11 protein-coding genes and 1 pseudogene are annotated in these 15,286 nt (G+C 43.4%); 5 read left to right on the top strand and 7 right to left on the bottom strand.

All coding sequences use genetic code 11. The annotated features are described in order from the left end of the window. Positions 1-198 precede the first annotated feature (198 nt). Positions 199-1,947 carry an amidohydrolase gene (locus tag AB4154_RS01455; RefSeq protein WP_372122046.1) on the top strand — a complete coding sequence of 583 codons (1,749 nt, stop codon included), beginning with the start codon at positions 199-201 and terminating at the stop codon, positions 1,945-1,947. Between the two features lie 118 nt (positions 1,948-2,065). Here AB4154_RS01455 and AB4154_RS01450 read toward each other — a convergent pair whose 3' ends face one another. Further along, positions 2,066-2,554: a hypothetical protein gene (locus AB4154_RS01450; RefSeq protein WP_136974195.1), complete on the bottom strand. Its 489-nt coding sequence runs from the start codon at positions 2,552-2,554 to the stop codon at positions 2,066-2,068. 267 nt (positions 2,555-2,821) lie between these two features. Between AB4154_RS01450 and AB4154_RS01445 the strand changes: the two are divergent. Both AB4154_RS01445 and AB4154_RS01440 read left to right on the top strand, forming a co-directional pair. Beyond that, positions 2,822-4,059, top strand: a pseudogene (locus AB4154_RS01445) (amidohydrolase family protein). A gap of 157 nt (positions 4,060-4,216) precedes the next feature. Then, complete coding sequence (locus tag AB4154_RS01440) at positions 4,217-5,455, top strand: lipase family alpha/beta hydrolase (RefSeq protein WP_372122044.1); 1,239 nt, start codon at positions 4,217-4,219, stop codon at positions 5,453-5,455. Positions 5,456-6,033: 578 nt separating this feature from the next. On the opposite strand, the gene AB4154_RS01435 is transcribed toward AB4154_RS01440, so the two are convergent. Then, positions 6,034-7,056 (bottom strand): calcium/sodium antiporter, encoded by a 1,023-nt coding sequence (locus AB4154_RS01435; protein WP_241901269.1) that lies wholly within the window; start codon positions 7,054-7,056, stop codon positions 6,034-6,036. A gap of 539 nt (positions 7,057-7,595) precedes the next feature. Between AB4154_RS01435 and AB4154_RS01430 the strand changes: the two genes are divergently transcribed. Beyond that, complete coding sequence (locus tag AB4154_RS01430) at positions 7,596-8,675, top strand: cytotoxin (protein WP_372122042.1); 1,080 nt, start codon at positions 7,596-7,598, stop codon at positions 8,673-8,675. A 389-nt stretch (positions 8,676-9,064) separates the two neighbouring features. Here AB4154_RS01430 and AB4154_RS01425 read toward each other — a convergent pair whose 3' ends face one another. The 5 genes from AB4154_RS01425 to AB4154_RS01405 all read right to left on the bottom strand — a co-directional run bounded on the left by AB4154_RS01425 (position 9,065) and on the right by AB4154_RS01405 (position 14,191). Beyond that, positions 9,065-10,078, bottom strand: coding sequence for a manganese-dependent inorganic pyrophosphatase (locus AB4154_RS01425; protein ID WP_017062680.1), 1,014 nt, complete (start codon positions 10,076-10,078; stop codon positions 9,065-9,067). Positions 10,079-10,520: 442 nt separating this feature from the next. Continuing rightward, positions 10,521-10,946, bottom strand: a complete 426-nt coding sequence (locus AB4154_RS01420; RefSeq protein ID WP_372122040.1) for a septal ring lytic transglycosylase RlpA family protein — start codon at positions 10,944-10,946, stop codon at positions 10,521-10,523. A gap of 335 nt (positions 10,947-11,281) precedes the next feature. After that, positions 11,282-11,773, bottom strand: a complete 492-nt coding sequence (locus AB4154_RS01415) for a VOC family protein (protein WP_048609315.1) — start codon at positions 11,771-11,773, stop codon at positions 11,282-11,284. A gap of 246 nt (positions 11,774-12,019) precedes the next feature. After that, positions 12,020-13,396 carry a uracil-xanthine permease family protein gene (locus tag AB4154_RS01410; protein WP_372122038.1) on the bottom strand — a complete coding sequence of 459 codons (1,377 nt, stop codon included), beginning with the start codon at positions 13,394-13,396 and terminating at the stop codon, positions 12,020-12,022. Between the two features lie 303 nt (positions 13,397-13,699). Next, a complete protein-coding gene (locus AB4154_RS01405; protein WP_017065261.1) occupies positions 13,700-14,191 on the bottom strand; it encodes a VOC family protein in 492 nt (163 codons plus the stop codon). A 472-nt stretch (positions 14,192-14,663) separates the two neighbouring features. Here AB4154_RS01405 and ahpC point away from each other — a divergent pair, with 472 nt between their 5' ends. Beyond that, positions 14,664-15,221: an alkyl hydroperoxide reductase subunit C gene (gene ahpC, locus AB4154_RS01400; protein WP_372122036.1), complete on the top strand. Its 558-nt coding sequence runs from the start codon at positions 14,664-14,666 to the stop codon at positions 15,219-15,221. The last annotated feature ends 65 nt before the right edge of the window (positions 15,222-15,286 follow it).

The following is a 15,286-nucleotide window of genomic DNA, read 5'->3' as shown; positions in this document are numbered from 1 at the left end:
TATGTGAATTGTTTAGTCTGCGAATGGATTCGCAATCCTTTATTGACGAGCTGTATTCCCACAACCACCTCAAAAGGCACTGGAATTACATTCAAACAAGAGAGCAACCAAGGACACTTTATTATTAAAAATTCACGATATGATTCTCGCCACTCGCTTTCTATACTTACTAAACCGTGGAACATGGAAGACATAATAATGAATAACAAGCTCACTCTGCCACGTACTGCATGGATAGCATTACTCACAAGCTTATCGGCCGTAGCGCCGGTGCTTGCACAAGCCAACACTATTGTTCAAACACAAACACCAGTTCAAGCGCAAACATCTGTTCATAACCAAAGTGCTGACCAGATCTTTATCAATGCTGATATATACGGGCATCGTGAGTCGGACTCGATCGTTACCCACAAAGGCAAGATCATCTTCATTGGTAACCAATCACAGGCGCAAACTTTTCAAGGGCAAAGCACTGATGTCATTGATTTAGACAATGCCTTTGTCCTTCCGGGATTTATTGATAACCATAACCATGTGTTTGAAGCCGCCTCAGAGCTGGGTGGCAATTGTGAACTCGACTCTGAAGCAACGTTAGAAGAGCAAATCCCCTACTTAGAAGCGTGTAAGATCAATGCTGATACCGATGGCAGAGGTTGGCTTATAGGCTATGGTTTTTCTTTGGAAGCGACGCTCGATAGCGACTCTGACTACACGCCACTAGAGATCATCGACAGTGTCTTCCCTAATCGCCCCGTGGTGCTTATGGAGCAGACTTCACACTCGATGTGGGTCAACTCAAAAGCACTAAAAATCGCTCGAATCAGCCAACAATCTCCAGACCCACAAGGCGGTGTTTATTTAAAAGACCAAGACAGCAGCAAGCTCAATGGCATCTTGCTAGACAATGCTGGCGATCAAGTGATGGAGATGGCTTGGAATAGCCAAAGTGAACTGTTTGAGCAAAGCTACCAAGGCTTAATGTTCGGGCTTGAGGAAGCGGCAACCCACGGCATCACCACCATTGGCGACGGTCGCATGTATTGGAAACGAGGTTGGTATGACGTTTGGCTAGAGGCCGAGCAAAATCAAGACTTAACGGCGCGAGTATCGCTACGCCCTTGGGTGTACCCATCGATGGTGATGTCTTCTCAATTAGAAGTCTTTGAGAAAATGCATTCCGACGATAAAAGCCATCTGTTACTTGTCGATCAGGTGAAAATGTACAGTGATGGCATCTTTATCAATGGCACCGCCAAAACACTCGCGCCCTACTTAGATACTTATCTACCCCAGTCTCCTAATGGCTTGAACTATATTCCGCCAGAACAAATGAAAGAATGGTTAACTGCGCTCGAGAAAATCGGCTTTAGCGCCCACATTCATGCGATTGGTGATGGAGCGGTTCGTGAATCTCTTGATGCGATAGAAAGTATTCGCAAACAAGGTTCATCCAAACCCTACACCCTAACCCATGTCGAATTAATCAATGATGAAGATGTGCCACGCTTTCGCCAGTTAGATGTAACTGCAGATTTCCAAGTTGGCTCTGATTACGTTGCAAGGCATCAACACCAATGGGCCGAAGCTTTCCTTGGTGCTCGCCGTGCCAAAGCCATGATGAACTTAGACGCGATACTTAAGACTGATGCCAATATCACCTTAAGCAGTGACTGGAACGTACACGACATCAACCCATTGGTTGGCATCGCGAACAGCTTAATCATGGGTAAAACAGGCCTAACTGATATCTACACGGCTATCGACGCTTACACGATTAATGCCGCTTCTAGCTTGGGCATCGACGACATCACTGGATCTATTGAGGTAGGAAAATCAGCGGACTTCGCCATTCTCGACCGAGACATCACGACCATATCGGCAAGACAAATAGCCAAGACTCAGGTGTTGATAACGGTGTTGCGCGGGGATGTGGTTTACGAAAAATAGAACCAACAAGCGCATCGAATTGGTTATCGCAACTCAAACGAAAACGAAAACGAAAACGAAAACGAGCCAGCTTAATCAGCTGGCTCGTCTGTTATTCACATCTGTATTTTATGTTGTGTTACGCGTTGGTGTCTTTAAGCGCGTTCACATTTGAATCTTGCTTTTCATCCAGAGCAAAGTAGATCTTCGATACAATCACTTCAGCAACCAGAATCGTAAATACCACAGCGAAGAACGCTACCACACCGCCCCAAGGGCCTGTGAAGCTCACCTTGTCACCGAACATAAGGTTTATCGCTTCTAGCATGACGAATTTTGAGCCAACAAGAATAATGTATGTCGACAGCGCTCGATACACCTTAGGTGCTGTGCCTGGCTTGCTTTTGAAGTGCTCAGCAATTTTATGTTCTAAACCAATAGAGAGCTTCAGTAATAGCTGCAACAACAACGCTGCAATCAAAGAGATCGTGAAAGACTCAATGTTCACAAAGTCCCAGTACTCATCGAAGAAGTTAAGTACGACCAAGTCCACCAGCACGGCTAATGTGTAACCTACGAATAGACGTTGTGGTGTGTTGAATCCGTAAACTTTGTCTGATTTAGTCATTCTGTCTCTCTCTAATCTAATTTGATAAGTCGCCTTGATTTGAAATACATCTTAGCGTTCGAATCAAAGCAAAACTTACCATTTCATGACATCGCCAACATTCATTCCTCAAATTAATAATTCGACAGAAATCCCCCTTGCCTTTCTTATAGCAATCGCAAAAACACACCCAATTCATCACTGTCACCAAATGGCCATTCATTAAATGCTGCGCCCCATAAGATGACTCCATCAGCAACACACACTCATTTCCAAAAGGTGCAGACTATGAAAAAGCTAATCACTAACGCGAACGTATTTAACGGTGTTGAGAGCAACTTAATCGAGAACGTATCGATCCTCATCGAAGATAACTTGATCACTCAGATTGGAGAGATTGACCCAACGATTGCCGATGAAACGATTGATGCTCAAGGTGGCACGGTCATGTCAGGCCTGATTGATGCGCACGTTCATATCACTTTATCTGCACCATTCAATGTCATTGATACCATGACGCGTGAAGAAGTGGCGATTCGCTCAGCAAAGATTTCTGAAGAGATGTTAATGCGTGGCTTTACCACCATTCGTGATGTAGCAGGTAACACGCTTGGCCTTAAAAACCAGTATCGACAACGGCTATGCCACTGGCCCACGTATTCTGCCTTCAATGGCAGCTATCTCACAAACCTGTGGTCACTCCGATTACCGTCAAAACCAAGCACAAGAGCGTTTAGCAAACGGCCATGAAGACTCACCTATGAGGAAGCTTGGCGCAATGAAAGTGGCAGATGGTCGTTCAGAAGTCTTAAAAGCGGTTCGCGAACAGCTATTTATGGGCGCATCCCAAATCAAGATCATGGCGGGTGGTGGCGCATCTTCAACGTTTGATCCGCTAGACACATTGCAGTTCACATCTGAAGAGATGAAAGCTGCGGTTGATGCCGCTTCAGATTACGGCACTTATGTCGCTGCGCCGAGCCGCTGAAGCGGGCGTGATGTCTTTCGAACACGCCACCATCATGGACGACGACATTGCCGAGATAATTAAAGAGAAAGGCATTTGGGTGATTCCTTCTTACTTTACCTCTTCATTGATTGCAGAGCGTAAGATCCCGCTGCCGAATGAGGAGACATACCGCAAGACAGAACGTGTAGGTAAAGCCATGTTCAAATCGGCAGAACTGATTAAGAAATACGACATTCAGAACATTGCTTTTGGTACTGACTGTGTGGGCGAAACCAACGTTCATGCGACACAATTAAATGAACTTGGTGCGATTGAGCAAGTATTCGATACCATCACCGCGCTTCGCATGGCGACATCAAACTGTGGACGTTTGTTCGAGATGTCGACTTATCAACACCCGTACCAAGAAGGCAAACTTGGTCAAGTGGTTGAAGGCGCGTATGCCGACCTATTGATCATCGATGGCAACCCACTGGACAGTGTTGCTTGTGTGGCAAACACAGAGACACAAAAACTGATCATGAAAGACGGCAAGGTATATAAAAACACGCTTTAGTGTTCAATATACTCACTAAGTAATGAAACCTCTCAGGCAAGCAAGCGAACTTTATAGTCGTTTGCTTGCCTTTTTATTAAGCGCTGTTTTATTGCTACTATTAAACTCAGGTTATTGATTTATGGATAAATCGGGGTGGGATAAGGATGAAATTAGAATGAAGCTATTACTTGCTGCACGCTTAATCAGCACAGTGCTATTACTCAGTTCACTGCTGTCAGGGTGCGGTAACTTTAGAAATCTATCTAATGAGATACAAGCCATCGACTCCATAACCAATCAATACATGGTTACCTTGAATCAACATGCCTCCGGTTCTGCCGTGGTGATTGAACAAATCAAAGACATTAACAAAGGCGAGGTTGATGGCTACGATGGCATCATAGACAGTGACAGTATTCACTTACATGTATCGAATAACAACCACTACCTACTTATCTTTGAAGATAAGAATCAAGACCTTACCCTACAAGCCGATGAAGCTTTCAGTGTAATCAACCTACGTGATCACCAAGACAGATCAACAATAGAAGTCTCACTAACGGTTAATGAGAGTGAAGCCCCAAGAGCGTTTGTTGATCGTTCACTATCTTCACTGTTAAAAATCGAATTGGATTTGATCGACATAGGCACAGTCGTGAGCTTGGAAGCTCCACCTTTTGACAGAAAAAATGGCAAACTCGGCATGTGGCAGCCGCTGACCTTTTTGCTCGAAGATAACGCTGGGCTCTACTTTCTGTCAGAGTTCGACCCAAACAAAATCCCGATCTTGTTTGTGCATGGCATCAACGCCACTGCGTTAGATTTTGCCCCACTGATTGAAAAAGTCGACCAATCTAAATATCAGATCTGGGTCTTTAACTATCCTTCAGGCTTGTCTCTGGCTTTGAACTCCAAAGGCCTGAATAACCTCATGCACACGGTGTTAACGGAATACAAAATCCAACAATTACATGTTGTGGCACATAGTATGGGCGGGCTTGTCGCCACCAACAGTCTTCGCCAGTGCCGTATTGGGCAGCTATGCGATTTTGTAAGCAGCGTAGCCACCATATCTTCGCCGTTTGGTGGTGTCGAGTCTGCTAAGTACTCTCCCGTAGTAATGCCGGCATGGGTTGATTTAAATCCAGACGGGAAATTTATCGCTGACTTATTAATTGACAGCAGTAAGATTCACATTCCCCACTTTTTAGCCTTTGGTTATAACTCGGGCGACCTATTTAATACCAACAGCAACGATGGTGTGATCAATTTATCAAGCCAATTGTCGCGCCCAGCCCAACTCCACGCGTCACAAATCCTCGGCTACAACGAAACCCATTTGAGCATCTTAGATAACGATGACCTTTTTGAAGACCTGTCCGAGTTTTGGTTAAGAGCTGAAGAAGCACATTGATTTATGATTCGGTGCACTAGGCGGCGTAGGTCAATCAGATATTAAAATTGGAACGCTTAGGCATTCCAATCTTTTGGGTGAAGCGTAATGTTTTTCTGAATTGAGAGCATTGATATCCTGTGCGTTCGGGCTGATTTCGAACACCCACCCCCTCTAACTCCCCCTCCAATTAAGTTTATCCCCCCTCTAGATTGACGACCGAGGGGGAGAACCTTCTTTAGCGCTGAATGTGTAACTGCACATGTAACGATCTGTATTCAGTTCCTCCCCTTTCTACGAACCACAATGGATTGTAGATACTGATTAAGGGGAGGCTAGGAGGGGATTTTTAGTAGGACTAACACGGATTTGCCCCATTCTCACTTAGAGTAATTGCTCTTCGTTAAGCGAGTCTGCTGAGATTATCCAAAATTTTCTAATGTTAGAAACGGATAAACACTCTGGGTATTGAACCTAAACATGTTGGCAGAAATAGTAAGATTATCTCCCAACAGCATTAACTGTTGGGGAGGATATAAAGGTGAATGTTGTCTTTCGGATGTTAGTTAACAGAATTCGAAACTATGTTCTTCGAGGTCCTAAAATGCCGAATTAGCTACTTTTGTTAGGTAAGCTATAAATATCATTAATGGCAAAGTACCTCCCCAACGATGAAGAGTGTAAGTGGCTTGTTTGTTACTCGATGATTGTGATTTAAGCAAGGGAACAGCAAGCATTACACCTAATACCCCTGTTAAAATAATCATGTAAGGAATATCTCGGCTTACGACTTGCTCTGGAATGATCAACTCTTGACCTACTATCGAAGGTATAGCGATTACTCCCAATAAATTGAAAATATTCGAGCCTATTACAGTGGCAAATACAATGTCGTACATTCCTCTGCGCACTCCAGCAATCGCAGCCGCCAGTTCGGGTAAGCTTGTCCCAAATGCAATTATAGTCAATCCAATGGTAAGCTCGCTCAAACCAGCTAGTTGAGCCAAGTTAACCGCTCCCCAGACCATTAACCGCGATGAGGTTAACAGCAGTAACAACATCACTAAACTTTCCCACCCGGCTCGTTTTTTAGTTAATGGCAAGAACTCGAGATCATCTTCAGAAACCTCACCTTGTCTTACGGACTTAGCTAAATAGAAACAGTATACGGCTAGAAAAATCACCAATAATAGACCGTCTGTAATATTTAGCTTTCCTGTGGACATCAGTGCGCTACAGATCAGCATTGATCCTGCCAATATCGGAAACTCTTTTTTGATAAAGCGCTTGTTAGCTTGGATGGGAGCCATTAACACAGCAATGGAAAGCACAAGACCAATATTAATAATATTAGAACCAATACCATTGCCTACAGCCAACTCTCCTGCATTATTTAAAGCAGCAACGGCGGATACGAGTAATTCGGGGGCCGATGTTCCAAACGCAACAACAGTCATACCTATAAAAATCAATGATATGTTGCAATGCTTGGCATAGGTTGCAGATGCAGAAATAAGCCGATCTGCACTGAATGCCACTAAAACTAAGCCGATTGATAACGCTAACGATGGGAGTAAAAAAACAGTCATAGAATAAGTATTCAGAGGGCTTATAACAAACACGAACAACCCCACACTTAGCCCTCGCATAAAGTGTGTAAGTTGTTCGAGTCTCGCTGGGTAGGTACTAAAAACTACTGGTTGCACCATGACGTCTGGTCAAATATGTTGACACAACCTTTTGCAATGCTAGCAAAGCAAAATAGCTACTCCCTCAAACTGGTGAAGACTATAAACGCATAGAGCTAGAAAAGCAATTTGCAGTACGTAGACTAATCCGTAATTTGCTAATTTAGCAAAACCGTTGACACACTTTTGTCCAAAAGCTTCTCAGGTAGATTTTTTATCCGTGGCACTTCCTAGCTCGAAAATGCCCCAAACTCAGCTAGACCAAATACTCTACAAGATCTGTGTCGTTCATTTTACTCTACAAAAAGTTATCCAATATAATGCAACTCAAAACGATTTGGCCTTCATTATGATTATTTGACCTGTCAGGTTGCCTATTTAATTGGTTAAATCATAAGATCCTCTTGTTGAGGATAATAAACCACTGAAAATATTGTTATTATCCTTTTTATTTATCAGTGAAGTCGACTCCCATGAGATATGAATCCGCTCCTGTAGCTCTAGAAGAAAGACAAGAAACCACAACAGAACGTGCAGTACGTCAACATCGAGAACGTCAGGAAGAGCTGAGATATACCGCGAGCGATGAGAAACGATGGGCTGAAAATAGAGAGCGTGTTCTTGCTGAACGCGAAGCTGCCCAACAAGCTTATGACCCAGCAGATGGTTGGAACAAAAATAAAACTATTGATGGTCGTAGCCGAGAAAAACAGGAAACCAATGCCACGGAAGCCACGACAGAACAGGAAAACCATATTCACGTGGGCGAAGATCGTGAGTTTCCTGATGCAATTCTTTCACCGATGCCAGCATCAAGAAAGGAACTGATCGAGGCGACCGGAACACGTATGTTGCCGTCAGACCTGCTAGGTTCTAGCTTTAATAACCAATGTGTCAGCGCAGAGATCGTTGCTCATCAGATGATATCTCTCAGCCCTGCGACTAAGAGAGAAGTAGAAGAAAGTGGTGAGCTTGTTTTCAGTGGCATGCAATACAAACACGCTCATGGAACAGTAGGCACTATTGAAGTCATTGATACATTCGCGGGTCAACAACCCGATAAAAAAACATCACAGATGGCCTACTGGGTCGCGCAAGGCAAATATCTCGATATACCTAAACACCCTGATCCTCATCGCGATCATTTGTATGTTTTCACACCAAACTTCAGCGGTTGCTCTTTCGTTGTTGATGATTGGAGTGATGATCTAATCAGGGTGTATCACGTGGAAGGCAGCAAAGAAGATCAGCAATACAATGACGTGAAAGACCATCGCAACGGATTAATCAATTACATGAGTTTTCGCGACTACGGCTTCTACCAAAAAGGGAACACCACCATCAAGAGTGTGAATGGCTTTGCGTTTATGCGCTACAACATTCAAGCCCGTCATTGGGAAATTCATTATCAAAAGCAAGAGCATGCACCTGCACTTGGGCGACCAAATACTTCGGCTAAAACACTATTCTCTTCAGAAAGACATTCTGTAAAAGTCATGGTTTCGAAGGAATCTTGCGTGATTGAAACTGGAACCATCGCAATAAAACGCTGAGGCTGAAGTAATAGAACATAAGTGGTTGCTGCAGAAAAACCGAATGAATACCTAAAAACTGGTTTGGGTTGCTGTAGTCGGCCTTATAGATCTACTTTTCATCACAATGTCCCCACCCTTTCTTTAATCATTGAGGTGTTAAAAATTAAGCCAATGTGTAGTCGATTTAACGTAAGTTCACTTAGTCTGCACCCAGCCAATACTTTTTCTGGTGCGATGTTACTCATCGCACTAGCTCTTCAAAAGTAAACTTGCTATACCTGTAGTTATTGATGGCTTACTAATTTAGCAAAGTCGCTGACAAGCTTTTGTCCAAATCCCATTTAGACGCCCAATAATTAAAAAAGGGATTGGTATTTCTACCAATCCCCTCCAAACTCTCTTTCTACTTACAAGCTCTCAATTGCCTTTTGAACCGCAGGGCCAATCTGGCGCTTACGTGAAGTGACACCTTCCAAAGTCAGCATGTCACTTGTTGGTTCAGCGTTGAAAGCCGATTTGATGACTTGATAGTCGCTTTCATCCACCCACAATAAGTTCGCTTCTTTGTTCTTGGTATCTGTGATTGAAAAGAACAGATGGTCTAGCCCGTTCTCTTTTTTGTAAGTCTTCATTGCTGCTAGAAGATCGTCTTTACGGTCAATCAGTTGTTGAGCCATTAGTGTTTCAGCAACACCGATACCCACCTGTTTGCCACCGTACTTAAAGTTTTTGTAATCCAGCGTCAGAATGGTTTCAGATGAAAGGTGGCTAAGATCTGACTTAGCAACCAACATCTGTTGACCGAAGTCTTCGATATCTGAAATGCCTGCAACCTTCGCCAGCTTCTCTGCGTATTCACGATCATGATCTGTTGTAGTTGTTGATTGGAATACCACTGTGTCAGAAAGAATCGCACCCAAGCCAACACAAGCGAGGTGTTTAGGTAATGTCACATCGAGCTTTTCAGCATTGTCAGCCAGTATAGTTGCAGCTGAACCCCAACCTCGGATATCCATCTCGACAATCTGCGGGGTGTTAATTGGAGAGCCACCAATCGCATGATGATCGACCACTGCCACAATGGATGCTTGATCAATAGTTGGTGCTAATTGAGTCACTTGGTTGAAGTCAACCAGCCCCACTCGGTATGAAGAGTAATCTGTCTCTACACGTGGAGATTCTGCATTACAGTAGTTCAAGATAAACGTCGATTCAGGATTAATCGGCTCAGGCACTGTCGCCGTACCACCATAAATATGAGCCGCGAGCATCGCAGACATTACCGTGTCGCTGTCTGGGCTTAGGTGCCCTGTCCATACGAGATCTTCACTGTTTTCATTGGCAGATTGTTGCAAGCTAAAAGCAAAACTTGCTGAACTGAAAGACATAATTACGGCTGCAACGACAGGGGTTAGCTTCACGGGTATTTCCTTATTTAAATGCGATATAGAAGCCCATAAGCTAAACACCAAAAATTTCAGAACCGTGTAACTAATATTTCAGTTTTACTTCAGTAAGTAACTAAATGTAATTGCCCTTAGGCTTTCACTGTTAATCACACCAAAGCTCAACTTGGATTAGGTTAGCTTTTCATTATTTCACAATGAATTTCAATGAACCCTAATGATAAGAAAGCTAAGACACTGATTTATTGACCACATAACATCATCAACCCACATACTGAAAATAAGATAATCTTATTAAAAATGGATTATCGAAAGGCACAAAAAAGGCTGCAAAAGCAGCCTTATCGAGTAAGCATAAATATGCTATTCAATCATCGAGATCGAGGTTTTTTTCCTCCCCTTCCCGTTGCTGGTAAGGGATCGTAGATGTCAACCAAGGGAAGGTTATGAGGGGATTCTAGTGCTTGTATCGAAAGGTGTTACTGTCATCAATGATCTCAATTTTGACTTTTACTACGCCTTTCTTAACGTCACCAATTTGAGAAAATGCTTTGTGGGAAAGGTCAATCACTCGGCCTTTTACATAAGGGCCTCGATCATTAATTTTCACATCAACAGACTTGTTATTAGTTGTATTGGTCACCCTCACGATAGTGCCGAATGGCAAGGTTTTATGAGCCGCAGTATTCGCATTCATACTATACGTCTCACCGCTTGCTGTGAGCCTTCCATGGAACTTATCGCCATACCAAGAAGCCACTCCCACAAGCGCATGTGAATTGGCATAGCCCTTTGTTTTTGAAGTATCGACGGCCGCATGTGACGAGCATCCGGCAAGCAAAGTAATAAGAAAAGCGGCAAAGATAAGGTTTAGTTTTTTCATGCTATTTCAGTAGATCTTCTTCATGTAATGTTTATCTATTTTCATTGTAGTGCGGTTCGGCAGTATTGAACTGAGTATTGTGAGTTCTCAGCGAGGGCTATCACCAGTGTGATTGCGCAATGTTTTCATGAAGCACGCTCGCTTCAGTCATATTCATGAAAGGTTTTATCTTCAAAACGTCAACTTTAACAATGTCTTAAAGCTGTTGCTTTATTAACCGCACCATATGATGGAGCACTTAAAAAGCACACAAACAAAAAAAGGATTGGTATCTCTACCAATCCTCTTTAGGGGATGTTTCGGTTTTTCTACCTTATGACAAGTAGATAACGCGATTACTCGTAGTCAGTCGCGTACGTGTCTTCGTATGTGTGCGAGTAGAATTCGAACAGGTTGCCAAACGGGTCTTCTAGGTAAACCATTTGTGCTTGTTTTAGTTCGTCTTCTGGGTGGTAACGCATGATGTCCATACGAACCTTACCGCCAAACTCTTCAACACGCTTAATCGCTGAATGAAACTGCTCTTTTGGAAGTTGCAGACAGAAGTGGAAGATACCTAAGCGAGAGAAATCAACTTCGTGACGCTCTTGACGCTCTTTCATTTCGAACAGCTCAACACCGATGCCATCAGATGTTACTAGGTGAGCAATGTTGAAACCTTTAAAGCCTTCACCAAATACTGCAATACACATGCGGCCGATTGCTGATTCGCGCTCTTCCATCACTTTAGTGTTGTTCATTACGACTCTTAGACCTAGCGCTTTTGTGTAAAACTCGACTGCTTTGTCCATGTCGCCAACCATGATGCCTACGTGATTCATTTTCATAACTTTCTCCAAATTCTCTTTAATTCTGTATTTTTCGAAGACTCGCTTCGGTGTTTCGTTTCGATGGAGAGAGTATATGGAGATACGACGATTAACTGAAATTATCATAATTTATATTAATGATAATTTTATGTTATTTACCAAGTTAAGTGAGATGCCAACACGTCACACAATAAGTTAAAGTTCAGAGCCACATATGTCATGTGGCTCTAGTTAAACATCCTTAGTTCAGCACGAAGAAGCCCGTTACGCTTTACTGGTCTGTACGACGTTCGAAATCTGCTTGGCTTTTGTTTCAGGCACCAAAGACATCAACCCGGTAATCACAAGCGCGGCAATACCAGACATGGTTACAGGTGAGCCAAATATGCTTTGCACTAGCTTGGGCGCTTCTTTCAATAAATCCGGCACTAGCATCACCCCAAGCCCTAAGCCTAGTGAGATGGCAGTCGTCATAATTCTGCGGCGATCCAGTTTTTCATTGGCGATGATTTTGATGCCCGCCGCAGCAACCGTACCGAACATCACTAATGTCGCCCCGCCCAATACTGGCTTTGGAATCGTCATTAAAACCGCACCTAAGATGGGAAATAACCCTAACAGAAAAAGAATCGCGGCAATGAAGTAGCCAATGTAGCGGCTCGCGACTCCGGTAAAATGAATCACACCATTGTTCTGGCTGAAGGTCGTATTTGGAAAAGTGTTAAATACTGCTGCGATAAGCGAGTTCACGCCATCACCTAGCACGCCAGCTTTGAGTCGATTGATGTATTTTGGCCCCTTAACTGGCTGCCCTGAGAACATACTGTTGGCGGTAAGGTCACCCGTGGTTTCAATAACGGTAATCAAGTAAATAAAAGCGATAGGCAGGAAGGCTTGCCAATCAAAAGCGAAGCCATATTTAAATGGGACAGGAATACTCAATAGCGGTTGAGAAGCAAAAGAAACCATAGACGCTTTGCCCATCAAAATGGCAACGCCCCAGCCAACTACCAACCCAACTAAAATCGACGACAACCTAACCATATTATTGTTGCTCAGGTTAAGCGCGACTATGGTTCCGAGGACGATGGCACCCAACATCAGATTGCTTCCAGAGCCAAAATCTTCTGCGCCAACGCCACCAGCAATATCTGTGACGCCAACTTTAATCAAAGAGATACCAATCGTGGTGATAACGATTCCGGTTACAACTGGGGTGATCACCACTTTCAACTTTTCGATAAAACGCGATAGGACAATTTCGACAAACGCACCGAAGAAACAAACGCCAAAAATGGTCGCCAGCATTTCATCTGGCCCACCTCCATTCGCTTTAACCAGAAAACCTGCACCTAATACAGATCCCAAGAACGCAAAGCTGGTTCCTTGGACACAGATCATCCCTGCGCCAACTGGCCCTATTTTTCTCGCTTGAATGAAGGTACCGACCCCAGACACCATGAGTGCCATGCTGATCAGATAAGGAATGTGCTCACCCAACCCAAGCACACCGCCAATAATGAGTGTGGGCGTGATAATACCAACGAAACTGGCTAATACATGCTGCAACGCTGCGTAACTGGCAGCTCTGACTGATGGTCGATCGTCTAATCCGTAGATCAATTCACTGTTCTGTTCCATGTGACTTCCTTTATGTATTTTTTATTGTATACAATTTACATAAAGACAATAGAGCAACATATATGCCAATGGTTTAACATCATACTTATCAATCAGTTAAGTTTCATCTTTAGCCAGTGCTGCACTATAGAGCAACACTGTCGGCTTGTTTTAGTGCAACGAAGAGCACAAAGCACTCCTTTGACCAGGTTTATCCGTAACCTTCCACTCAATATCGCAGACACAAAAAAAGGATTGGTATCTCTACCAATCCTCTTTAGGGGGTGTTTCGGTTTTCTACCTTATGACAGGTAGATAACACTATTACTCGTAGTCAGTCGCGTAAGTGTCTTCGTATGTGTGCGAGTAGAATTCGAACAGGTTGCCAAACGGGTCTTCTAGGTAAACCATTTGTGCTTGTTTTAGTTCGTCTTCTGGGTGGTAACGCATGATGTCCATACGGACCTTACCGCCAAACTCTTCAACACGTTTAATCGCTGAATGAAACTGCTCTTTTGGAAGCTGTAGACAGAAGTGGAAAATACCTAGACGTGAGAAATCAACTTCGTGACGCTCTTGGCGCTCTTTCATTTCGAACAGCTCAACACCGATACCATCAGATGTTACTAGGTGTGCAATGTTGAAGCCTTTAAAGCCTTCACCGAACACAGCGATACACATGCGGCCGATTGCTGATTCGCGCTCTTCCATCACTTTGGTGTTGTTCATTACGATTCTTAGACCTAGAGCTTTCGTGTAAAACTCGACTGCTTGGTCCATGTCACCCACCATGATGCCTACGTGATTCATTTTCATAACTTGCTCCAAATTCGTTTTAAATTCTGTGCTTTTCGAAGTCTAGCTTCGGTGTTTCGTTTCGATGGAGAGAGTATAGGTACATGCGTTAATTAACTGAAATTATCATAATTTATATTAATGATAATTTTTTGTTATTTACAGTTTGATATAACAACTCAACTCACGCAAAGAAACCATACCGAACCCTACCTACATAGACACATAGATACACACACCAATAGAGATAAGCCCAATGTAGAGAACAACCTAAAGAGCATAGCTACTTAAATTGGGAGTTGTTGATGTTTGATGGCTTTTGTTAATTGTTTTTGTTGATAGCTTTTACCGATAGCCTTTTCCTTTCGAAGATAGGATTCGCCTATTGAATCTATAGAAATGTCCGATTTCACTAATTTTCGGTGCCAATGCAATATATCTACATCGACGCGGGATAGCGTTAAACACTACAAATTAGAAAGAGAGTCAAATCATGATCAACACAGAAATCAAACCATTCAACGCAACAGCATTCAAAAACGGCGAATTCGTAGAAATCACTGAGCAAGACGTTAAAGGCAAGTGGGCTGTATTCTTCTTCTACCCAGCAGACTTCACATTTGTATGTCCAACTGAGCTAGTTGACCTACAAGACAAATACGCAGAGCTTCAATCTCGCGGCGTAGAAGTTTACTCAGTATCAACTGACACTCACTTCTCTCACAAAGCATGGCACGATACTTCTGACAAAATCGGCACTATCGAATACTTCATGGTAGGTGACCAAACGGGCAACATCACAAATAACTTCAACGTTATGCGTGAAGGTCAAGGCCTTGCAGACCGTGCAACGTTCCTAATCGACCCTGAAGGCGTTATCCAAGCAATGGAAATCACAGCTGAAGGCATCGGCCGTGACGCAGAAGACCTACTACGCAAGGTTAAAGCAGCACAATACGTAGCCGCTAACCCAGGTGAAGTTTGCCCAGCTAAATGGAAAGAAGGCGAAGAGACTCTAACTCCATCTCTAGACCTAGTAGGCAAGATTTAATCTAAGCCTAGCTAACAAGAATAGCTAAACGGTTCTACAGGCGCGCTTCGGCCCCCCTCCTAAAG

Origin of the sequence: Vibrio sp. 10N.286.51.B11 (assembly GCF_041469245.1) — a bacterium.
Classification (GTDB): Bacteria; Pseudomonadota; Gammaproteobacteria; order Enterobacterales; family Vibrionaceae; genus Vibrio; species Vibrio crassostreae_C.
Note: the sequence above shows the minus strand (reverse complement) of the source record. Positions and strands in the feature narration are given on the sequence as shown.

What these genes read in the sequence shown, in the direction of transcription:
- AB4154_RS01440 (WP_372122044.1), top strand. Translation starts at nt 4,217, where the DNA reads ATGAAGCTATTACTTGCTGCACGCTTAATCAGCACAGTGCTATTACTC.
- AB4154_RS01450 (WP_136974195.1), bottom strand. Translation starts at nt 2,554, where the DNA reads ATGACTAAATCAGACAAAGTTTACGGATTCAACACACCACAACGTCTA.
- AB4154_RS01455 (WP_372122046.1), top strand. Translation starts at nt 199, where the DNA reads ATGAATAACAAGCTCACTCTGCCACGTACTGCATGGATAGCATTACTC.
- AB4154_RS01420 (WP_372122040.1), bottom strand. Translation starts at nt 10,946, where the DNA reads ATGAAAAAACTAAACCTTATCTTTGCCGCTTTTCTTATTACTTTGCTT.
- AB4154_RS01430 (WP_372122042.1), top strand. Translation starts at nt 7,596, where the DNA reads ATGAGATATGAATCCGCTCCTGTAGCTCTAGAAGAAAGACAAGAAACC.
- AB4154_RS01410 (WP_372122038.1), bottom strand. Translation starts at nt 13,396, where the DNA reads ATGGAACAGAACAGTGAATTGATCTACGGATTAGACGATCGACCATCA.
- AB4154_RS01415 (WP_048609315.1), bottom strand. Translation starts at nt 11,773, where the DNA reads ATGAAAATGAATCACGTAGGCATCATGGTTGGCGACATGGACAAAGCA.
- AB4154_RS01405 (WP_017065261.1), bottom strand. Translation starts at nt 14,191, where the DNA reads ATGAAAATGAATCACGTAGGCATCATGGTGGGTGACATGGACCAAGCA.
- ahpC (WP_372122036.1), top strand. Translation starts at nt 14,664, where the DNA reads ATGATCAACACAGAAATCAAACCATTCAACGCAACAGCATTCAAAAAC.